This window comes from Pseudomonas sp. 2VD (assembly GCF_005503585.1).
GTDB classification, from domain to species: domain Bacteria; phylum Pseudomonadota; class Gammaproteobacteria; order Pseudomonadales; family Pseudomonadaceae; genus Pseudomonas; species Pseudomonas aeruginosa.
This window is the reverse complement of record NZ_SCND01000037.1, coordinates 1-20,465: the sequence shown is the minus strand read 5'-3', so window position 1 is coordinate 20,465 and position 20,465 is coordinate 1. Positions and strand designations below refer to the sequence as shown.

Annotated in this window: 18 protein-coding genes and 5 tRNA genes; 16 read left to right on the top strand and 7 right to left on the bottom strand. The window is 65.1% G+C overall.

Translation table 11 applies throughout. From position 1 onward, the window contains the following. The first annotated feature begins 3 nt into the window (after positions 1-3). Positions 4-2,001: a polysaccharide biosynthesis protein gene (locus FFS27_RS06810; protein ID WP_021265047.1), complete on the top strand. Its 1,998-nt coding sequence runs from the start codon at positions 4-6 to the stop codon at positions 1,999-2,001. 190 nt (positions 2,002-2,191) lie between these two features. Further along, complete coding sequence (locus tag FFS27_RS06805; RefSeq protein ID WP_003091430.1) at positions 2,192-2,521, top strand: ComEA family DNA-binding protein; 330 nt, start codon at positions 2,192-2,194, stop codon at positions 2,519-2,521. 72 nt (positions 2,522-2,593) lie between these two features. On the opposite strand, the gene FFS27_RS06800 is transcribed toward FFS27_RS06805, so the two are convergent. Together FFS27_RS06800 and FFS27_RS06795 are read right to left on the bottom strand one after the other, a co-directional pair. Further along, a tRNA-Asn gene (locus FFS27_RS06800) sits at positions 2,594-2,669 on the bottom strand. A 68-nt stretch (positions 2,670-2,737) separates the two neighbouring features. Beyond that, a complete protein-coding gene (locus tag FFS27_RS06795; RefSeq protein ID WP_021265046.1) occupies positions 2,738-3,934 on the bottom strand; it encodes an amino acid aminotransferase in 1,197 nt (398 codons plus the stop codon). A gap of 187 nt (positions 3,935-4,121) precedes the next feature. Here FFS27_RS06795 and uvrB point away from each other — a divergent pair, with 187 nt between their 5' ends. Beyond that, positions 4,122-6,134 carry an excinuclease ABC subunit UvrB gene (gene uvrB, locus FFS27_RS06790; RefSeq protein ID WP_017149200.1) on the top strand — a complete coding sequence of 671 codons (2,013 nt, stop codon included), beginning with the start codon at positions 4,122-4,124 and terminating at the stop codon, positions 6,132-6,134. Between the two features lie 3 nt (positions 6,135-6,137). Here uvrB and FFS27_RS06785 read toward each other — a convergent pair whose 3' ends face one another. Together FFS27_RS06785 and FFS27_RS06780 are read right to left on the bottom strand one after the other, a co-directional pair. After that, complete coding sequence (locus FFS27_RS06785) at positions 6,138-7,637, bottom strand: MDR family MFS transporter (protein WP_003130539.1); 1,500 nt, start codon at positions 7,635-7,637, stop codon at positions 6,138-6,140. A gap of 49 nt (positions 7,638-7,686) precedes the next feature. Next, entirely contained in the window at positions 7,687-8,721 is a 1,035-nt protein-coding gene (locus tag FFS27_RS06780; RefSeq protein WP_003091421.1) for an HlyD family secretion protein, read from the bottom strand. A gap of 102 nt (positions 8,722-8,823) precedes the next feature. On the opposite strand from FFS27_RS06780, the gene FFS27_RS06775 reads away from it, so the two are divergent. From FFS27_RS06775 to FFS27_RS06725, 11 genes are all read left to right on the top strand, one after another. Further along, positions 8,824-9,744, top strand: coding sequence for a LysR family transcriptional regulator (locus FFS27_RS06775; protein ID WP_003091419.1), 921 nt, complete (start codon positions 8,824-8,826; stop codon positions 9,742-9,744). A gap of 37 nt (positions 9,745-9,781) precedes the next feature. Next, positions 9,782-11,266, top strand: a complete 1,485-nt coding sequence (gene gltX, locus FFS27_RS06770) for a glutamate--tRNA ligase (protein ID WP_021265045.1) — start codon at positions 9,782-9,784, stop codon at positions 11,264-11,266. A gap of 201 nt (positions 11,267-11,467) precedes the next feature. After that, a tRNA-Ala gene (locus FFS27_RS06765) sits at positions 11,468-11,543 on the top strand. 48 nt (positions 11,544-11,591) lie between these two features. Then, a tRNA-Glu gene (locus FFS27_RS06760) sits at positions 11,592-11,667 on the top strand. 93 nt (positions 11,668-11,760) lie between these two features. After that, positions 11,761-11,836 (top strand) — tRNA-Ala (locus tag FFS27_RS06755). A gap of 46 nt (positions 11,837-11,882) precedes the next feature. Beyond that, positions 11,883-11,958 (top strand) — tRNA-Glu (locus tag FFS27_RS06750). 158 nt (positions 11,959-12,116) lie between these two features. After that, positions 12,117-12,659 carry a TetR/AcrR family transcriptional regulator gene (locus FFS27_RS06745; RefSeq protein ID WP_003091415.1) on the top strand — a complete coding sequence of 181 codons (543 nt, stop codon included), beginning with the start codon at positions 12,117-12,119 and terminating at the stop codon, positions 12,657-12,659. An 11-nt stretch (positions 12,660-12,670) separates the two neighbouring features. Then, on the top strand, positions 12,671-13,528 hold the full coding sequence (locus FFS27_RS06740; protein ID WP_021265044.1) for an alpha/beta fold hydrolase: 858 nt from the start codon (positions 12,671-12,673) through the stop codon (positions 13,526-13,528). Positions 13,529-13,640: 112 nt separating this feature from the next. Continuing rightward, the gene (locus FFS27_RS06735) at positions 13,641-14,288 is read left to right on the top strand and encodes a bifunctional 4-hydroxy-2-oxoglutarate aldolase/2-dehydro-3-deoxy-phosphogluconate aldolase (RefSeq protein WP_003091412.1); all 648 of its coding nucleotides are present in this window, start codon (positions 13,641-13,643) and stop codon (positions 14,286-14,288) included. Further along, on the top strand, positions 14,288-14,725 hold the full coding sequence (locus FFS27_RS06730) for an acyl-CoA thioesterase (protein WP_003107647.1): 438 nt from the start codon (positions 14,288-14,290) through the stop codon (positions 14,723-14,725). The genes FFS27_RS06735 and FFS27_RS06730 overlap by 1 nt, the downstream gene beginning before the upstream one ends. Positions 14,726-14,817: 92 nt before the next feature. Continuing rightward, positions 14,818-15,777 (top strand): tRNA dihydrouridine synthase, encoded by a 960-nt coding sequence (locus tag FFS27_RS06725; RefSeq protein ID WP_003091408.1) that lies wholly within the window; start codon positions 14,818-14,820, stop codon positions 15,775-15,777. A 14-nt stretch (positions 15,778-15,791) separates the two neighbouring features. Here the strand turns inward: FFS27_RS06725 and FFS27_RS06720 are convergent, their stop codons facing one another. Next, a complete protein-coding gene (locus FFS27_RS06720; protein WP_003091407.1) occupies positions 15,792-16,538 on the bottom strand; it encodes an SDR family oxidoreductase in 747 nt (248 codons plus the stop codon). A 16-nt stretch (positions 16,539-16,554) separates the two neighbouring features. After that, on the bottom strand, positions 16,555-17,358 hold the full coding sequence (locus FFS27_RS06715) for a glyoxalase/bleomycin resistance/extradiol dioxygenase family protein (protein WP_003091406.1): 804 nt from the start codon (positions 17,356-17,358) through the stop codon (positions 16,555-16,557). Between the two features lie 157 nt (positions 17,359-17,515). Here FFS27_RS06715 and FFS27_RS06710 point away from each other — a divergent pair, with 157 nt between their 5' ends. Beyond that, on the top strand, positions 17,516-17,965 hold the full coding sequence (locus tag FFS27_RS06710; RefSeq protein WP_003091405.1) for an Hsp20 family protein: 450 nt from the start codon (positions 17,516-17,518) through the stop codon (positions 17,963-17,965). 43 nt (positions 17,966-18,008) lie between these two features. Here the strand turns inward: FFS27_RS06710 and FFS27_RS06705 are convergent, their stop codons facing one another. Further along, entirely contained in the window at positions 18,009-19,337 is a 1,329-nt protein-coding gene (locus FFS27_RS06705; RefSeq protein WP_021265040.1) for an SGNH/GDSL hydrolase family protein, read from the bottom strand. A gap of 111 nt (positions 19,338-19,448) precedes the next feature. Here FFS27_RS06705 and FFS27_RS06700 point away from each other — a divergent pair, with 111 nt between their 5' ends. After that, complete coding sequence (locus tag FFS27_RS06700) at positions 19,449-20,360, top strand: LysR substrate-binding domain-containing protein (protein WP_023100916.1); 912 nt, start codon at positions 19,449-19,451, stop codon at positions 20,358-20,360. Positions 20,361-20,465 lie beyond the last annotated feature (105 nt).

Genomic DNA, 20,465 nt, shown 5'->3' with positions numbered 1-20,465 from the left:
GGAATGCTAGATCGTTTAAGAGTAAAGTTGTTATCCATGCCTCGTCGCTGGAAACGTTTGCTTCAAGTGGCTACGGATATCCTTCTGGTATGGCTGTCTCTGTGGCTCGCTTTTGTGGTCCGTCTAGGCACAGACGATATGATCGACGTGTTCGGCGAGCATGCATGGCTTTTCATCACTGCGCCGGTCATCGCCATTCCACTATTCATTCGCTTCGGCATGTATCGCGCGGTGATGCGCTATCTCGGTAACGACGCATTGATCGCCATCGCCAAGGCGGTGACCATCTCGGCTCTGGTGCTGTCGCTGGTGGTGTACTGGTATCGTGGCGCGCCGGCGCCGGTGCCGCGTTCCCTGGTGTTCAACTACTGGTGGTTGAGCATGCTGCTGATCGGCGGCTTGCGTCTGGCCATGCGCCAGTATTTCATGGGCGACTGGTACTCTGCTGTGCAGTCGGTACCATTTCTCAACCGCCAGGATGGCCTGCCCAGGGTGGCTATCTATGGCGCGGGGGCGGCCGGCAACCAGTTGGTTGCGGCGTTGCGTCTCGGTCGGGCGATGCGTCCGGTGGCGTTCATCGATGACGACAAGCAGATCGCCAACCGGGTCATTGCCGGTCTGCGGGTCTATACCGCCAAGCATATCCGCCAGATGATCGACGAGACGGGCGCGCAGGAGGTTCTCCTGGCGATTCCTTCCGCCACTCGGGCCCGGCGCCGAGAGATTCTCGAGTCCCTGGAGCCGTTCCCGCTGCACGTGCGCAGCATGCCCGGCTTCATGGACCTGGCCAGCGGCCGGGTCAAGGTGGACGACCTGCAGGAGGTGGACATCGCTGACCTGCTGGGGCGCGACAGCGTCGCACCGCGCAAGGAGCTGCTGGAACGGTGCATCCGCGGTCAGGTGGTGATGGTGACCGGGGCGGGCGGCTCTATCGGTTCGGAACTCTGTCGGCAGATCATGAGTTGTTCGCCTAGCGTGCTGATCCTGTTCGAGCACAGCGAATACAACCTCTATAGCATCCATCAGGAACTGGAGCGTCGGATCAAGCGCGAGTCGCTTTCGGTGAACCTGTTGCCGATCCTCGGTTCGGTGCGCAATCCCGAGCGCCTGGTGGACGTGATGCGTACCTGGAAGGTCAACACCGTCTACCATGCGGCGGCCTACAAGCATGTGCCGATCGTCGAGCACAACATCGCCGAAGGCGTTCTCAACAACGTGATAGGCACCTTGCATGCGGTGCAGGCCGCGGTGCAGGTCGGCGTGCAGAACTTCGTGCTGATTTCCACCGACAAGGCGGTGCGGCCGACCAATGTGATGGGCAGCACCAAGCGCCTGGCGGAGATGGTCCTTCAGGCGCTCAGCAACGAATCGGCGCCGGTGCTGTTCGGCGACCGGAAGGACGTGCATCACGTCAACAAGACCCGTTTCACCATGGTCCGCTTCGGCAACGTCCTCGGTTCGTCCGGCTCGGTCATTCCGCTGTTCCGCGAGCAGATCAAGCGCGGCGGCCCGGTGACGGTCACCCACCCGAGCATCACCCGTTACTTCATGACCATTCCCGAGGCGGCGCAGTTGGTCATCCAGGCCGGTTCGATGGGGCAGGGCGGAGATGTATTCGTGCTGGACATGGGGCCGCCGGTGAAGATCCTGGAGCTCGCCGAGAAGATGATCCACCTGTCCGGCCTGAGCGTGCGTTCCGAGCGTTCGCCCCATGGTGACATCGCCATCGAGTTCAGTGGCCTGCGTCCTGGCGAGAAGCTCTACGAAGAGCTGCTGATCGGTGACAACGTGAATCCCACCGACCATCCGATGATCATGCGGGCCAACGAGGAACACCTGAGCTGGGAGGCCTTCAAGGTCGTGCTGGAGCAGTTGCTGGCCGCCGTGGAGAAGGACGACTACTCGCGGGTTCGCCAGTTGCTGCGGGAAACCGTCAGCGGCTATGCGCCTGACGGTGAAATCGTCGACTGGATCTATCGCCAGAGGCGGCGAGAACCCTGAGTCATCGTTCTCCGGAAAAGGCCGCCTAGCGGCCTTTTTTGTTTTCTCCGTACGATGTTTCCGGTGCCGGACCAGGAAGCGACTGCTTTGCTGGGGCTGTCGATCCAGGTGCGTTCCACGGCGATAAGGTGGTTTCGTGGATGGGCATGAAGCCCTCTACGTGGTCATTCATCTCTGAAGGAGTGCACCCATGCACCTAATCAAATCCGCTCTGCTTCTCATCCTGTTCGCCTGTCTTCCGTTTTCGGCTTCCGCCGCACCGGTCGCCGTCGCCAAGAATCCGCTGGCCGCAACGACACCTGCGACGACCGTGTCGCCGGGGGAGCAGGTCAATATCAATACGGTCGATGAGGCCGCCCTGATACGGGGGCTCAACGGTGTCGGCGAGGCCAAGGCCAGGGCGATCCTCGAGTATCGTGCGGCCCATGGTCCGTTCGTCTCGGTGGATCAACTGCTGGAAGTGAAAGGGGTAGGCCCGGCGTTGCTGGAGAAGAACCGGTCGCGGATCGTCATCGAGTGAGGTGCGACTGAAGGGGCGAACTTTCGTCACGATAACGAAAAAGCCCCCGGCATGTGCCGAGGGCTTTGAATTTGGCTCCGCGACCTGGACTCGAACCAGGGACCCAATGATTAACAGTCATTTGCTCTACCGACTGAGCTATCGCGGAACAGCGAGGCGTATGTTACTGATTAAAAAGGGGAAGTCAAGCCTCTCCAGATGACTTCCCCTTTTTCCCTACAGGACCTGGATGATGGCCTTGGTGATGGTCTCCAGGTTCGATTTGTTCAGCGCGGCGACGCAGATACGGCCGGTGCTGACGGCATAGATACCGAACTCGGTCTTCAGGCGCTCGACCTGGTCGGCGGTCAGGCCGGAATAGGAGAACATGCCACGCTGGCGACCGACGAAGCTGAAGTCGCGCTTGGCGCCGTGGGCTGCCAGTTGCTCGACCAACGCCAGGCGCATGTCGCGGATGCGGTCGCGCATCTCGCCCAGTTCCTGCTCCCAGAGGGCCCGCAGTTCCGAGCTGTTGAGCACGGAGGAGACGACGCTGGCGCCGTGGGTCGGTGGGTTCGAATAGTTGGTGCGGATCACCCGCTTCACCTGGGACAGCACGCGGGCCGATTCATCGCGGCTTTCGGTCACGATCGAGAGGGCGCCGACGCGTTCGCCATAGAGCGAGAAGGATTTGGAGAACGAGCTGGAAACGAAGAAGCTCAGGCCCGACTGGGCGAACAGGCGCACCGCGGCGGCGTCTTCCTCGATGCCGTTGCCGAAGCCCTGGTAGGCGATGTCGAGGAACGGCACGTGGCCCTTGGCCTTGAGCACGTCCAGCACCTGTCTCCAGTCGTCCAGCTCGAGATCGACGCCGGTCGGATTATGGCAGCAGGCGTGCAGGACCACGATCGAACGGGCCGGCAGGGCATTCAGGTCTTCCAGCAGGCCGGCGCGGTTCACGCCATTGCTGGTGGCGTCGTAATAGCGGTAGTTCTGCACCGGGAAGCCGGCGGCTTCGAACAGTGCGCGGTGGTTTTCCCAGCTCGGGTCGCTGATGGCCACGGTGGCGTCGGGCAGCAGGCGCTTGAGGAAGTCGGCGCCGAGCTTGAGGGCGCCGGTGCCGCCGACGGCCTGGGTCGTGACCACGCGGCCGGCGGCCAGCAGCTCGGATTCGTTACCGAACAGCAGTTTCTGTACGCCCTGGTCGTAGGCGGCGATCCCTTCGATCGGCAGGTAGCCGCGCGGCGCGTGGGCCTCGATGCGGGCCTTCTCGGCAGCCTGCACGGCACGCAACAGCGGAATGCGCCCCTCCTCGTTGTAGTACACGCCCACGCCCAGGTTGATCTTGCCCGGACGGGTATCGGCGTTGAAGGCTTCGTTCAGGCCAAGGATGGGATCACGCGGTGCCATTTCGACGGCAGAAAACAGACTCATTTTGCGGCTGCTCGGAGTGTGAAGAGAGGAGGGCAACGCAACCCGTTATGCGGGGGCGCAAAGGGTTGCGCAAACGGGGGGTTATTATAGACACCCCTTGATGCATGCGGCGACATTTAGGTGCATGCTTTCAGCTATTTCTGACGCCGGATTTTCCTTGGCGTCACAGCTCCCTGCGAGGTTTTTCATGGATACGTTCCAACTCGACTCGCGCTTCAAGCCCGCCGGCGACCAGCCGGAAGCCATCCGGCAGATGGTCGAGGGGCTGGAGGCGGGGCTTTCGCACCAGACCCTGCTGGGGGTGACGGGCTCTGGCAAGACTTTCAGCATCGCCAACGTGATTGCCCAGGTGCAGCGCCCGACCCTGGTCCTGGCGCCAAACAAGACCCTGGCGGCCCAGCTCTACGGGGAGTTCAAGACGTTCTTCCCGCACAATTCCGTGGAGTACTTCGTTTCCTACTACGACTACTACCAGCCGGAGGCCTACGTACCGTCTTCCGATACCTATATCGAGAAGGACTCCTCGATCAACGACCATATCGAGCAGATGCGCCTGTCGGCGACCAAGGCGCTGCTCGAGCGTCCGGATGCGATCATCGTCGCCACCGTGTCGTCCATCTACGGCCTCGGTGATCCCGCGTCCTACCTGAAGATGGTCCTGCACCTGGACCGCGGCGACCGCATCGACCAGCGCGAACTGTTACGGCGACTGACCAGCCTGCAGTACACCCGCAACGACATGGATTTCGCCCGTGCGACTTTCCGTGTGCGTGGCGATGTGATCGACATCTTCCCGGCCGAATCCGATCTCGAGGCGATTCGTGTCGAGTTGTTCGACGACGAGGTGGAAAGCCTCTCGGCCTTCGATCCGCTCACCGGCGAGGTGATCCGCAAGCTGCCGCGCTTCACCTTCTACCCCAAGAGCCACTACGTGACTCCGCGCGAGACGCTGCTGGAGGCGGTCGACCAGATCAAGGCCGAACTCAAGGAACGCCTGGACTACCTGCGCAACAGCAACAAGCTGGTGGAAGCGCAGCGCCTGGAGCAGCGCACCCGTTTCGACCTGGAGATGATCCTCGAACTGGGCTATTGCAACGGCATCGAGAACTACTCGCGCTATCTTTCCGGGCGGGCCCCCGGCGAGCCGCCGCCGACGCTCTATGACTACCTGCCGGCCAACTCGCTGCTGGTTATCGACGAATCGCACGTCAGCGTTCCGCAGGTCGGCGCGATGTTCAAGGGCGACCGCTCGCGCAAGGAGACCCTGGTGGAATACGGTTTCCGCCTGCCTTCGGCGCTGGACAACCGGCCGCTGCGCTTCGAAGAGTGGGAGGCGGTGAGTCCGCAGACCATCTTCGTCTCCGCCACCCCGGGCCCCTACGAGGCGGAACATGCCGGGCGGATCATCGAGCAGGTGGTGCGTCCCACCGGGCTGGTCGATCCGGAGATCGAGGTACGCCCGGCGATGACCCAGGTGGATGACCTGCTCTCGCAGATCCGCCAGCGGGTGGCCAAGGACGAGCGGGTGCTGGTGACTACCCTGACCAAGCGCATGGCCGAAGACCTCACCGATTATCTCGGCGATCACGACGTGCGGGTGCGCTACCTGCACTCGGACATCGATACCGTCGAGCGAGTGGAGATCATCCGCGACCTGCGCGCCGGTGCGTTCGACGTGCTGGTGGGGATCAACCTGCTGCGCGAAGGCCTGGACATGCCCGAGGTGTCGCTGGTGGCGATCCTCGACGCGGACAAGGAAGGCTTCCTGCGCTCGGAGCGCTCGCTGATCCAGACCATCGGTCGTGCCGCGCGCAACCTGCACGGCAAGGCGATCCTCTACGCCGACAACGTCACCGGCTCGATGCAGCGTGCGATCGACGAGACCGAGCGGCGTCGGGCCAAGCAGATCGCGTTCAACCAAGCCCATGGCATCGTGCCCAAGGGGGTGCGCAAGGATATCAAGGACATTCTCGAAGGCGCCGTGGTGCCCGGCGCGCGCGGCAAGCGCAAGGGCGTGGCCAAGGTGGCGGAGGAGAGCGGGCGCTACGAGAACGAACTGCGCTCGCCGAGCGAGATCAGCAAGCGCATCCGCCAACTGGAGGAAAAGATGTACCAGTTGGCCCGCGACCTGGAGTTCGAGGCGGCGGCGCAACTGCGCGACGAGATCCAGACGCTGCGCGAGCGCCTGGTCAACGTCTGAACCTCAGTGAGCCCCGGCGTCGGCGCGGGCGCCGATGCCGGCCGGCAGCGAGCGGGTCAGCAGCACCGCGAGCATGCTCACTGCGAGCACCATGCCGATGACATGGAAAGCATCGTTGTAGGCCATGATCATCGCCTGCTGGTGGGTGATCTCGCTGAGTTTGCCCAGCGCCGCCTGCTGGCTGCCCAGTTGCGCGGCGAGTTGCGCGAGGCGTTCGTCGACCTGCGGGTTGGTCGGCACCAGGGCTTCGCGCAGATAGTCGAAGTACACCTTGGCGCGACTGTCGAGCAGGGTCGCGAGCAGGGCGATGCCGATGGCGCCGCCGAGGTTGCGCAGGATGTTGAACAGGCTCGAGGCCGAGCCGGCATCCTGTGGCTGCAGGTAGGCGGTGGCGATCAGCGAAATGGTCACCATGATCATCGGCTGGCCGAGGGCGCGCAGTAGCTGGATCTGGTTGAACTGCGGTCCGGCGAAGTCCGGGTTGAGCACTCCGGAGAAGAAGCTGGCAAGGCCGAACAGGCCGAAGCCGGCGGCGCAGAGCAGGCGCGGCGAGACCAGCTTCATCAACTTCGGGACCAGCGGGATCAGGAACAGCTGGGGAATGCCCATCCACATGATCACCTCGCCGATCTGCATGGCGTTGTAGCCCTGGATTTGTGCCAGGTACAGCGGCAGTACATAGATCGAGCCGTACAGACCCATGCCCAGACCGATGCTGGAAATGCTCGCGAGGCCGAAGTTGCGGTTGCGCAGGATGCCCAGGTCGATCAGCGGGTTCGGCCGCGACAGTTGCAGGATGACGAACAGGACCAGGCTGAACAGGGCGACGCTGCCGAGGCTGACGATCAGTTGCGACTCCAGCCAGTCCTTGCGGTGACCTTCCTCGAGGAAGACCTGCAGGCAGCCCAGGCCGATGCCGAGGGTGACGATGCCGGCGTAGTCGGTACTCTTCAGCAGTTCCCAGTGCGGCGCCTTTTTCTCCAGGCCGTAGAGCAGCCCGGCGATCATCAACAGGCCCGGCGGCACGTTGATATAGAAGATGTATTCCCAGCCGAAGTTTTCCGTCAGCCAGCCTCCCAGGGTCGGTCCGATGGAGGGCGCGAAGGTGGCGGTGATGGCGAACAGCGCCATGCCCTTCGGACGGTGGTGTTCCGGCAACTTGACCAGGGCCAGGGTGAACGCCAGCGGAATCAGCGCGCCGCCGGTGAAACCCTGCATGGCGCGGAACACGATCATGCTTTCCAGGTTCCAGGCGAACGAGCAGAGCAGCGAGGACACCAGGAAGCCCACCGAGATCATCACCGCCAGGCGCCGTGCCGAGAGCAGCTGCACCAGCCAGGCGGTCATCGGGATCATGATGATCTCCGCCACCAGATAGGAGGTGGAGATCCACGAGCCTTCCTCGAGGGTCGCCGCCAGCGCGCCCTGGATGTCCTTCAGTGAGGAGTTGGTGATCTGGATGTCGAGCACCGCCATGAATGCGCCGAGCATGGCGCTGAGCACCGCGATCCAGTCGCGCCGGGTCGGTTCGCCAAGCGGCCGGGCCAGCGCCTCAGCGGTCACGGAGCTCGACCTCGGCTTCGACGGACATGCCGGGGCGGATGCGGCCATGCAACGGGTTGTCGGCCTCGAACACGATCTTCACCGGGATGCGTTGCACCACCTTGGTGAAGTTTCCGGTGGCGTTGTCCGGTGGCAGCAGGCTGAACTGCGCGCCGGAAGCGGCAAACAGGCTATCGATGCGGCCGTCGATAGGCGTGTCGGGGAAGGCGTCGAAGGTCAGGCGCGCCTTCTGCCCGTCGCGCATGCGGCCGACCTGGGTCTCCTTGAAGTTGGCCTGGACCCAGATGTCTTCGTCCGGCACCAGTGACAGCAAATGGGTACCAACCTGCACGTACTGGCCGTTGCGTGCGCTGCGCTGGCCGACCAGGCCGTTGATCGGCGAATGGATCAGGGTGCGTGACAGGTTGATTTCGGCTTGCGCCAGTTCGGTTCGGGCGCTGGCGATCTGCGCTTCCAGGCGCTTGATCTCGGCGCCCAGGGTGTCGCGCTGGACGCGTTGTGCCTCGAGGTCGGCGCGGGCCTTGGCCAGTTGCGAGCGGGCCACGTGGTTGTCGGCGGTGAGGGTGGTGACCCGTTCCTCGGAAACGTAGCCGGGCTTGCGCAGGGCTTCGGCGCGGTTCAGGTCGATCTGTGCGCGGCCGAGGGTTGCCTGGCTGGCGTTGACGTCGGCGGCGCTGGCGGCGATCAGGCTGCCCTGCTGCACCAGCTTGCTGCGCGCCTGGGCCAGTTCCGCCTCGCGGGTGGCCAGCGCGGCCTGGGCGCGCTCGACGGCCAGCTTGAAGTCGGCGTCTTCCAGGCGTACCAGTAGCTGCCCCTTGTCCACGTGCTGGTTGTCGCGCACCAGGACTTCCTCGACCCGCGCGCCCAACTGGCTGGCCACCCGCGTGATCTCGCCCTGGACGTAGGCGTTGTCGGTGCTTTCCACGTGGCGGCCGATGAACCACCAGTGGAGGAAGAAGGCCAGGGCGATCAGGCCGACGGCCACCAGGAAGACGGTCAGGCGACGTTTGAGTTGGGCGGGCATGGGTGGAGTGTTCCGTCGGCAAAATTCGGCCAATCTAGCAGTGTTCCGCCGGACGTTATAGGCGCTACACTTCGGACTCTTTGTTGCTTATAGGGAACAATAATGGGGCTTGATGATGCGCTGATCTTCACCCGCGTGGTGGAGTACCACAGCTTCACCCAGGCCGCGCAGAGCCTGGGCATGCAGAAGTCCACGGTGAGCCGGCGCATCGCCCTGCTGGAGGAGCGCCTGGGCGTGCGCCTGCTCAATCGCACCACCCGCAAGTTGCGCCTGACCGAAGTAGGGCAGGCCTACTACGAGCGCTGCCGGCAGATCATGCACGATTTCGCCGAGGCCGAGCAGGCGGTCATGCAGCTGCAGCAGGCGCCGTCGGGATTGCTGCGGATCACCTCGCCGATAGAGTTCGGCCAGATGTTCCTCGCCAGCCTGCTGGGCGACTTCATGCGCCAGTACCCGCAGATCACCGCCGAGGTCGAGCTGGCCTCGCGCAGCGTCGATCCGCTGCAGGAGGGCGTCGACATCGTGATCATGGTCGGCCAGCCGGAGGATTCCACCCTGGTGGCCCGTCGCCTGCTCTCTACCAGCCGCTGGCTCTGCGCCAGCCCCGACTACCTGGCGGCGCACGGCACGCCGACATCGGTGGCCGAGCTTGCCGGGCATCGCGCGGTCCTTCTGTCCACCGACTCCCAGCGCTACTGGCCGCTTTCCGGAGACAGCCTGCCCTGCCAGCGGGTGCTGTCCTGCAACAACATCACCTTCGCCCGCGAGGCGGTGGTCGCCGGTGCCGGCATTGCCGCGCTACCGGCGCTGATCTGTGCGGAGAGCGTGCACAGCGGGCGTCTGGTGCGTTTGCTGGCGGACGTGCCGTTGCCGGTTGGCGAACTGTATGCGGTCTATCCTTCGCGGCGTTTCCAGGCGATGAAGGTCAAGGCCTTCCTCGATTTCCTGATCAGCCGCCTGCCGGCCGACACCGGTCGTTTACTGGAGCCGGAGGCGGCCCGCCTGATAACATCGCGCCCCTGAATTTCCGTTTTAACTTCCGCTTGGCAAGAGAGTCTCCATGACCACTGTTCGTACTCGCATCGCCCCGTCGCCGACGGGCGACCCGCACGTCGGTACCGCATACATCGCGCTGTTCAACCTGTGCTTCGCGCGTCAGCACGGCGGTCAGTTCATCCTGCGCATCGAGGACACCGACCAGCTGCGTTCGACGCGGGAGTCCGAGCAGCAGATCTACGACGCCCTGCGCTGGCTCGGCATCGAGTGGGACGAGGGCCCGGACGTCGGCGGCCCGCATGGCCCGTACCGGCAGAGCGAGCGCGGGCACATCTACAAGAAGTATTCGGACGAACTGGTCGAGAAGGGCCATGCCTTCACCTGCTTCTGCACGCCCGAGCGCCTCGATGCGGTTCGCGCCGAACAGATGGCGCGCAAGGAAACCCCGCGCTACGACGGCCACTGCATGCACCTACCGAAGGATGAGGTGCAGCGCCGCGTCGCCGCCGGCGAGTCCCATGTCACCCGCATGAAGGTGCCGACCGAGGGTGTCTGCGTGGTGCCGGACATGCTCCGCGGCGATGTCGAGATTCCGTGGGATCGCATGGACATGCAGGTGCTGATGAAGGCCGACGGCCTGCCCACCTACTTCCTCGCCAACGTGGTCGACGACCACCTGATGGGCATCACCCACGTCCTGCGCGGCGAAGAGTGGCTGCCGTCGGCGCCCAAGCTGATCAAGCTCTACGAGTATTTCGGCTGGGAGCAGCCGCAGCTGTGCTACATGCCGCTGCTGCGCAACCCGGACAAGAGCAAGCTGTCCAAGCGCAAGAACCCGACCTCTATCACCTTCTACGAGCGCATGGGCTACCTGCCGCAGGCGCTGCTCAACTACCTCGGGCGGATGGGCTGGTCGATGCCGGACGAGCGCGAGAAATTCACCCTCGCCGAGATGATCGAGCATTTCGACCTGTCGCGCGTCTCCCTGGGCGGACCGATCTTCGACCTGGAGAAGCTCTCCTGGCTGAACGGGCAGTGGATCCGCGAGCAGTCCGTGGAGGAGTTCGCCCGTGAGGTGCAGAAGTGGGCGTTGAATCCCGAATACCTGATGAAGATCGCTCCGCACGTGCAGGGACGGGTGGAGAACTTCAGCCAGATCGAGCCGCTGGCCGGATTCTTCTTCAGCGGCGGGGTGCCGCTGGACGCTTCGCTGTTCGAACACAAGAAGCTCGATCCGACCCAGGTCCGCCAGGTCCTGCAACTGGTGCTGTGGAAACTCGAATCCCTGCGCCAGTGGGAGAAGGAACGCATCACCGGCTGCATCCAGGCTGTCGCCGAGCACCTCCAGCTCAAGCTGCGCGACGTGATGCCGCTGATGTTCCCGGCCATCACCGGGCATGCCAGCTCGGTTTCGGTGCTGGACGCCATGGAGATTCTTGGCGCCGACCTGTCGCGCTATCGCTTGCGCCAGGCCCTGGAGCTGCTGGGCGGGGCGTCGAAAAAGGAAACCAAGGAGTGGGAGAAGATCCGCGACGCCATTCCCGGCTGACCGGCTTTCTTCCACAGTCGATGACGAGGCCCGCCCAGTTGCGGGCCTCGTTTTTTGGGGAGGGGAGGTAAGTGATTGTTCTTCCGGTAAAATTTTTTAGGTTTCGATGAAAAATAATGTTGACAGCCTCAAGCCTCGCCCTTAGTATGCGCCCCGTCTTCACGACGAACTCAACGAAGTGAAGCGATCCAGCGGTACTTTGGGGCTATAGCTCAGCTGGGAGAGCGCTTGCATGGCATGCAAGAGGTCGACGGTTCGATCCCGTCTAGCTCCACCAAATTGCCGGGAATACGCGGTTGGTTTTGCGGATTCCTACGAAGGTTTCGTCCCCTTCGTCTAGTGGCCTAGGACACCGCCCTTTCACGGCGGTAACAGGGGTTCGAGTCCCCTAGGGGACGCCACTTCATGTTCATCCGTCCCAGCAATGGATGAGCGTGTCGATGACCGGAAGGTTGTCGAAGCGATCGGAAGATCGCCCGCCTGATGGCGAATTCGGGGCTATAGCTCAGCTGGGAGAGCGCTTGCATGGCATGCAAGAGGTCGACGGTTCGATCCCGTCTAGCTCCACCACATTCCAAGGCCAGCATCGCTGGCCTTACTTTTCGAAGGTTTCATTGTCCCCTTCGTCTAGTGGCCTAGGACACCGCCCTTTCACGGCGGTAACAGGGGTTCGAGTCCCCTAGGGGACGCCACTTTTTCCCGCTCTGCGGGGCTCTATAGGGCCATTCCGAATTGGAATGGCCCTTTTGTTTTTTCCCTTTTCGAATTTCCTGACAGACGGTCCGGCCGTACGCTTGCCGATTTTTATTATGCATATAATATTTCACTCATAATATTTTCGGAGATCGACATGAGCGACAAGAAAACCCAGACCCGTGCCCGCATCCTCGGTGCCGCCACCCAGGCCCTGCTCGAGCGGGGCGCCGTCGAGCCTAGCGTCGGGGAAGTGATGGGCGCGGCGGGGCTCACCGTCGGCGGCTTCTATGCACACTTCCAGAGCAAGGATGCGCTGATGCTCGAGGCGTTCGAGCAATTGCTCGGCAAGCGCCGCGAACTGCTCGGCGAACTCGACCCCGGATTGTCGGGAAAGGAGCGTCGGGCCTTGGCGGCCGCTTTCTACCTGTCGCGCAAGCATCGGGACGCACAGGTCGACGCCGGTTGTCCGCTGCCGGCGACCCTCGCCGAGGTGGCGCGCCTGCCGGAGGGGTTTCGCGAGGTCTTGAGCAGGCATGTCGAGATCATGGTCGCCAGCCTGGCGGAAAGTCCCGAGGAAACCGACGTCGCCCTGGCCGACCTGGTGTTGATGATTGGCGGTTTGGCGCTGGCCCGGGCATTGGGGCCGGGCGAGCTGTCCGACCGGGTTCTGCGTGCCGCCAAGCAGGCGGTGAACTGAGGAGGTGCGAGATGAGCAGCCTGACCTGGATTCGCGGTTTCAACGGGATGATCGGCCGCATCGCGCCGCGTTGGACGGCCGAGCGTATGCGTCGGGCGTTCATGATGCCTGGCGAGTGGCCGCCGAAGGATTGGGAGCTGCCGCTGCTGGCCAGCTCGGAGCGCGTCACTCTGCGCTTCGGGCTGTCGGTGTTGCGCTGGGGCGAGGGGCCGGCAGTCCTGCTGCTGCATGGCTGGGCCGGCAGGCCGACACAGTTCGCCCATCTGGTCGAGCAACTGGTCGGCGCGGGTTATTCGGTGTATGCCCTCGATGCGCCGGCCCATGGCCGCTCGCCGGGCAGGGAGGCGAACGTGGTGCTGTTCGCCCATGCCTTGCTGGAGGCCGCTGGCGAGTTGCCGCCGCTGCGTGCGGTGGTCGGTCATTCCCTGGGTGGCGCGGCGGCGTTGCTGGCGGCCCAGATGGGGCTGCGCAGCGAAGCGCTGGTGACGGTCTCGGCGCCGTCGCGGATTCTCGAACAGTTGCGCCTGTTCGCTCGTTTCGTCGGTTTGCCGGCCCTGGCTCGCTCGCATTTCATCCGCCTGGTCGAGCGTCAGGCGGGCATATCCGCGGCGTGCCTGGATGTGGCGCGCTACCGTCTGGAAATGCCCGGACTGGTGGTGCATGCCGACGACGACCCGCGCGTAGCGGTGGAAAATGCCGAGCGCATCCATGCCGCCTGGCCGGCCAGTCGCTTGCTGCGCCTGCCGGGCGGCGGCCACCACCGACTGCTCGGTGAGCGCAGGCTGAGCGAGTCGCTGCTGGCGCTGCTCGAGGAGCGTCCGGCGATGCGCGCTTGCCGGCGCGTGGAAAAGACGGCGAGCGCTTCCTGAGGCGCGTAGCAGAGGGGTTGTCGTTGTCCTGACCTCGGTTCTTCGGTAAAAAGCGCTGTGGCCCGCGCGGAGCGATCCGGCGGGGCGAGCCGTTTCGAATCGAGGAATGCCCATGACATTGCCGCTGGATCGGGTCCTGCTGCAGGCCAGCCCGGTATTGCCGGTGCTGGTGATCGAGGACGTGGCGCTGGCGCCCGACCTGGCGCGCGCGTTGTATGCGGGCGGCGTCACGGTGCTGGAAGTGACGCTGCGCACGCCGCAGGCGCTGGACGCGATCGCCGCCATCCATCGCGAGGTGCCCGAGGTCCTGCTGGGGGCGGGTACCCTGATTCACACCGAGCAGTTTCTCGAGGCACGCGACGCGGGCGCGCAGTTCGCCGTCAGCCCCGGATGCACGCCGCGCCTTGCCGCCGCCGCGGAGGATGCCGGCCTGCCATACCTGCCCGGGGTGATGACGCCTTCGGAAGTGTTGCTGGCGCTGGAGTACGGTTATCGCTCGCTGAAGCTGTTCCCGGCCGATGGCACTGCCAGCGTGAAAATGCTGAAAAGCCTGAAGGGGCCGTTCACCGGCATCCGCTTCTGCCCGACCGGCGGGGTCAACCTGGACAACCTGCTGAATTTCCTCCGCCTGCCCAATGTCGCCTGTGTCGGCGGCACCTGGCTGGCGCCGCCGAGCCTGATCCGGGCGCGGGCCTGGGATCAGATCACACAACTGGCCAGGGAAGCGCGCGAACTGGCCGGCAGCCTGGAGCAGCATTGATGAATTGGGACTACGCCGATCCGTTCGTGATCGACCTCAGGGTCCTCGCCGAGGACATCGACGGGCTCGGCCACGCGAACAACGCCGTCTACGTCAGTTGGTTGGAGCGCTGCGCCTGGCGCCACTCGCAGCGGCTGGGCCTGGACCTGGCCGAGTACCGCCGGCTGGACCGGGCGATGGCGGTGCTGCGCCACGAGATCGACTACCTGGCCGCGGCCTACGAGGGCGACGAACTGCAACTGGCGACCTGGATCGTCGAGTCCGACCAGCGCCTGCGGATGAACCGGCGCTTCCAGTTGGTACGCCCGGCGGATGGCGCCACGCTGCTGCGGGCGCAGACCACCTTCGTCTGCATCGAACTGTCCAGCGGCAAGCCGAAGCGGATGCCGGCGGAGTTCATCGACGGCTACGGCCAGGCTCTGCTCGCCGGGGCCTGACCCGTCGCGCGTCGGCCGGCAGGCATTCGCACTTTGTTCCGGGCGGCGGATTCTCTAGAATCCGCCGCCTGTCATTTTCGAGGTAGTGGTTCGTGCAAATCGCCCTGGCGCCGATGGAAGGTCTGGTGGATGAAATCCTCCGCGACGTGCTGACCCGCGTCGGCGGCATCGATTGGTGCGTCACCGAATTCATCCGCATCACCGATCGCCTGCTGCCGGCCACGGCTTTCCACAAGCTGGCGCCGGAGCTGCGCGACGGCAGCCGGACCCGCGCCGGGACGCCGATGCGTGTGCAGTTGCTCGGCTCCGATCCTGCGTGCCTGGCGGATAACGCCGCGTTCGCCTGTGAGCTGGGTGCCCCGGTGATCGACCTGAACTTCGGTTGTCCGGCCAAAACCGTGAACCGCTCGCGCGGCGGCGCGGTATTGCTCAAGGAGCCGGAGCTGATGCACGACATCGTCGCCGCCGTGCGTCGCGCGGTGCCGAGCGAGATTGCGGTGACCTCGAAGATGCGCCTGGGCTACGACAGTCCCGACGGCGCCCTGGATTGCGCGCGGGCCCTGGCCGACGGCGGCTCGGCCCATGTAGTGGTGCATGCCCGGACCAAGGTCGATGGCTACAGGCCGCCGGCGCACTGGGAGTGGGTGGCGCGGGTGGCCGAGGCGGTGCGCGTGCCGGTGTTCGCCAATGGCGAAGTGTGGACGCTCGACGACTACCTGCGTTGTCGCGAGGTCAGCGGGGTGGAGGACATCATGCTCGGTCGCGGCCTGGTCTCGCGTCCTGGCCTGGCTCGGCAGATCGCCGCCTGGCGCGATGGCGGCGAAATCCACGAGATGCCCTGGAGCGAGCTGTTGCCGCTGCTGCGCGACTTCTGGCTACAGGCCCGGCGCAAGCTCGCCCCGCGCTATGCCCCGGGGCGTCTCAAGCAGTGGCTGGGCATGCTCACGCGCACCTATCCCGAAGCCGTCGAGCTGTTCGCGCGGATTCGCCGGGAAAGCGATTGCGAAACCATCGACCGGCTGTTGCAGGTGTCGTTCAGCCAGGCGGCCTAGCTTGCGTAGCAGGCCTAGCGGCCGCCGCTGACATCGATGAAGGTGCCGGTGCTGTAGCTGGCTTCGTCCGACGCCAGCCAGAGAATCGCCCGCGCGACTTCCTCCGCCGTACCGCCGCGTCCTAGCGGTATGCCGCCCTTCAGGCGTTCGATACGGCCGGGCTCGCCGCCGCTGGCGTGGATCTCGGTATCGATCAGTCCGGGCCGCACCGCGTTGACCCGGATACCCTCCGCCGCCACTTCCCTGGCCAGCCCGATGGTCATGCTGTCGATGGCGCCCTTGGCGGCGGCATAGTCGATGTATTCGTTGGGCGATCCCAGCCGCGAGGCCATCGAGGATACGTTGACGATGCTGCCGCCGCGCCCGCCGTGGCGGGTCGACAGGCGCTTCACCGCCTCGCGGGCGCAGAGGAAGCTGCCGGTCACGTTGGTCGCGAATACCCTGTGCAGGCGCGCCGCGTCGATGTTTTCCAGGCGCGTCTGCGCTTCCAGCACGCCGGCGTTGTTGACCAGCACGTCGAGGCGGCCGAAACGTTCGTCGATGGCGGCGAACAGCCGCTCGACATCGCCTTCCTCGGCTACGTCGGCCGCCACCGCCAGGGCTTCGCCGCCCTGGCGCTCGATGCGCTGGCGCAGCGCTTCGGCGGCCTCGCGGTTGCGCAGATAGTTGAGGACGACCGCATAGCCGCGCTCGGCGGCGAGCAGAGCGGTGGCGGCGCCGATGCCGCGGCTGGCTCCGGTGATCAGCATGACGTTGCGCATGATGATGCTCCCCAGGTCAGTAGCGAGTGAAGGTCAGGTAGTCGGCGTCCCAGCCCAGGCCCTGCCAGAACAGGTTGGACAGCGGCGCGTCAAGGGCCGATTGCGCGCGGATCAGGCCGGCGCCCCGCGAGCGCAGGGCCTCCTCGGCGCTGCCCACCAGTTCCCGGGCCAGGCCCTGGCGGCGGGCCTGCGGCAGTACGTAGAGCTCTGCGATCTCTCCGACCCGTGCCTGACCGTCCTCGATCTGCCACAAGTGGGCGAGGACGAAACCGCGGGGATGCTGCTGGGCCTCCGCCAGCCAGAGCAAGCGGTTGCGCGAGGCGGCCAGGAGCAGTGCCTGGATCGCCTGTTGGTCGCCGGCATCCAGGGTTTCCCCGGCTTCGCGGACATTGGCTTGCCAGAGGGCGGCCACCGCGGGGACGTCGTCGGCGCTGGCCAGGCGAACCCGGTGTTGCTCTGGCGTCGCATCGAGCTCCTGGCCGACCCGCAGCAGGTTGCCGTCGGGATCGACCAGGGCGAATTCGCGCATACCCCAGGGCTGGTCTTCCAGGGCCGTGATGCGTGGAATCCCCTGGCCGCCCAGGCCGAGGGCCGCGGCCTGGCGATGCAGCGCCTGGGCGTCCTCCAGGCGCAGGTAGGCAGCGCTGCAATTGGTCTTCGGTTCGAGCGCTTCGAACAGCGACAGGTGCAGCTCCAGGGCGCCGCGCTGGAGGATGGCGTAGGTCGGATAGCGAGCGCCAAGGTGGAAGCCGAGGGACTGGTAGAAGGCGCTGGCGCTGTCCAGATCGCGGCAGGGGAAGGTCGGGATTGCGCGTTCCATGGCGACGGTTCTCGAAAGGATGAGTTTCGATCTGAGCACGACGAACGGTCGTTCTCAAGGCTCTTGAAATACTTCCGACGATCCCTATCTAGTTCGTGCGGGATGCCGAAGACGGGTTCCGCATCAGAGTACTTGCTGATAATTCAGGAGATTCGCAATGAGCAACGCTTTTTCCCTCGCCCCGCTGTTCCGTCATTCCGTAGGCTTCGATCGCTTCAACGATCTGTTCGAGTCGGCCCTGCGCAATGAGGCCGGGAGTACCTACCCGCCCTACAACGTCGAAAAGCACGGTGACGACGAGTATCGCATCGTCATCGCCGCCGCCGGCTTCCAGGAAGAAGACCTGGACCTGCAGGTCGAGCGCGGCGTGCTGACCGTCAGTGGCGGCAAGCGCGAGAAGTCCACGGACAACGTGACCTACCTGCACCAGGGCATCGCCCAGCGCGCCTTCAAGCTGTCGTTCCGCCTCGCCGACCATATCGAGGTCAAGGCGGCTTCGCTGGCCAACGGCCTGCTGAACATCGACCTGGTCCGGCTGGTTCCGGAAGAAGCCAAGCCGAAGCGTATCGCCATCAATGGCCAGCGCCCGGCACTGGACAACCAGTAACCGTCAGCGGTGATCGAAAAAAGGCGCCTTCGGGCGCCTTTTTTCATTTCGTTGCGCTATCGGCCCGGGGCTCTGCCGGTGTGCCGTCAGGCACCTCGTCCAGCAGGACGTCGAGGTCGACGGCGGCCGCCATCGCACGGTTGCCTTCGTCGCTGGGGTGCAGATGGTCGCCGGAGTCGTAGCGCGCGGCGAGCCGCGACGGCTGCTCCGGATCGCGCAATGCCGCGTCGAAGTCGATCACCGCATCGAAGGCGCCGGCATGACGGATCCACTCGTTAACCTGCCTGCGCAGGGCTTCCTTGGCGGGATGGTAATAATCGCTCAACGGCGTGCCGGGCAGTGCGCCCTCGAACGGCGTGAGGGTCGCGCCGACGACCCGGATACCCCGGTTGTGCGCCCGTTCGATCAATTGCCGGTAGCCGGCGATCAGCGCTTCCAGGGTGGGCGGTGCGGCATTCCGGGCAAAAGCGGTACCGGGCCAGGCAATGTCGTTGATGCCGAGCATCACCACCATGCTGCTTGCGCCTGGCTGGGCCAGTACGTCGCGGTCCAGACGTGCCAGCGCGCTCGCGCCCATGCCGTCGCTCAGCAGACGGGCGCCGGAAATCCCCGCATTGACCACGGCGACGCCATGCGGGGCCAGGCGTTCGGCGAGGAAGTCCGGCCAACGGCTGTTCCGGTCGAGGCTGGCGCTGGCTCCGTCGGTGATCGAGTCGCCGAGCGTCACCAGCGTCCGCGTTGCCGTTTCGGTTTCGACCAGGATACCTGTCAACAGCAGGCGCGCGGTGGTGCTCTGGCTGTCCGCCGCGTCCAGCTGCAATGCGTGGCTTTGGGTCTGCTCGCCGGCGACGATCCAGCCCGTCTGGCGGCCGTCCCAGTGGAAGGTTTCCATGGGCGTGGCGGCCGGCAGGTAGAGACTCACCAGCACCTGCGAGAGCGCGGCCACCGGCATCGCCACCGGATCGCTGAGTAGCGTGGCGCCGGGCGCGATGGTCGCCGTCCGGCGTCCGCCGAAGGTCACGTCATGCAGGCTGCCGGTGGCGACCGCGGCGCGCTCGGAACCGGGTTTGGCCAGGGTGGCCCGGCCGATCCGGATCGGGCGCTTTCCATAGGTATTTGCCAGGACGATGCGCACGCGCGTTCCTCCCAGGCTGATTCGCGCCAGTTGCCGCACCGTTTGGTCGTGCAGTTCGGCCGGCACGTTGCTGGGAAACAGGAAGTCCTCAGCCCAGACCGGCTGCGGGCTGGCCTGCCAACTGGCGGTCCAGGAAGCGGCCGGCGCGGCGCAGGCGTACAACAGGCTCGTCGCGAGCGCGAAGGCCCGGGTTGCGCTGGAGGTCGCGGCGGGAAGTCTTTCGATGGGTCGTTTCATGTCGTTGAATTCAGTGGTTATCCTGTAGCTGATGATGAATTCAACGATTTAAGGGAAATAGACCGTAGCGGGGAACATCATTTATGAAGCGAAATCATCAGGCGGGGCGCCATGGCCCGGCTTGAAGTCAACCGTTCCGGCGAACTGGAGGTGTTTGCCCGGGTCGTCGAGTCGGGGGGCTTTTCCGCCGCCGCTCGAGGTTGCGGCATGACGCCCTCGGCAGTCAGCAAGCTGATCACCCGGCTCGAACAGCGCCTGGGAACCCGCTTGCTGAACCGCTCCACCCGTCAATTGCAACTGACGCCCGAGGGATGCACGTTCTACGAGCGCGGGGTACGTATCCTGGCCGACCTGGAGGAAGCCGAGCGGTGTGCGAGCGAAAACGCGGCGCCGCGCGGGCGCTTGCGAGTCAGCGCCAACGTGCCTTTCGGGCATCATTTCCTGCTGCCGCTGGTGCCCGAGTTCCTCGCGCAGCATCCCGAGGTGACGCTGGATATCGTGCTGACCGATGAGGTCGTCGACATCCTCGAGCAGCGCACCGACGTGGCCGTGCGCGCGGGGCCGCTGAAAAGCTCGAGCCTGGTGGCGCGCAAGCTGGGGAGCACGCGCATGCTGATCGTCGGTGCGCCGGCCTACCTGGCCCGGCATGGCATGCCGGCCACGCCGCAGGCGCTGCTGGGGCACAACCGCCTCGGCGCCAACTATGTGCGAACGCGCTCCGGCTGGCCGCTGCGGGACGCCGGCGAGGAACTCGTGGTGCCGTTGTCGGGCAACGCCCAGGCCAGCGATGGCGAGGCGCTGCGCCGTCTGGCCGTGGCCGGCCTGGGCCTGGCGCGGCTGGCCGCGTTCCAGGTGCGCGAGGACATAGCCGCCGGGCGCCTGATTCCCGTGCTCGAGGCATACAACCCGGGCGACCTGGAGGAAGTCCACGCCGTCTACGTCGGCCAGGGCGGCTATCTGCCGCTGCGCGTGCGGGCGTTCCTGGACTTTCTGGCGGAGCGCGTCGATATGAGCCAGGGTTGATCGCAGTGCTACATGAATACGCCGATTCCGCGGCCGAAAGCTTTTCTTCCTAGCGCTTCATCCACAGGAGGCAATCCAGATGAGCGATGACATCCAGCGTTACCC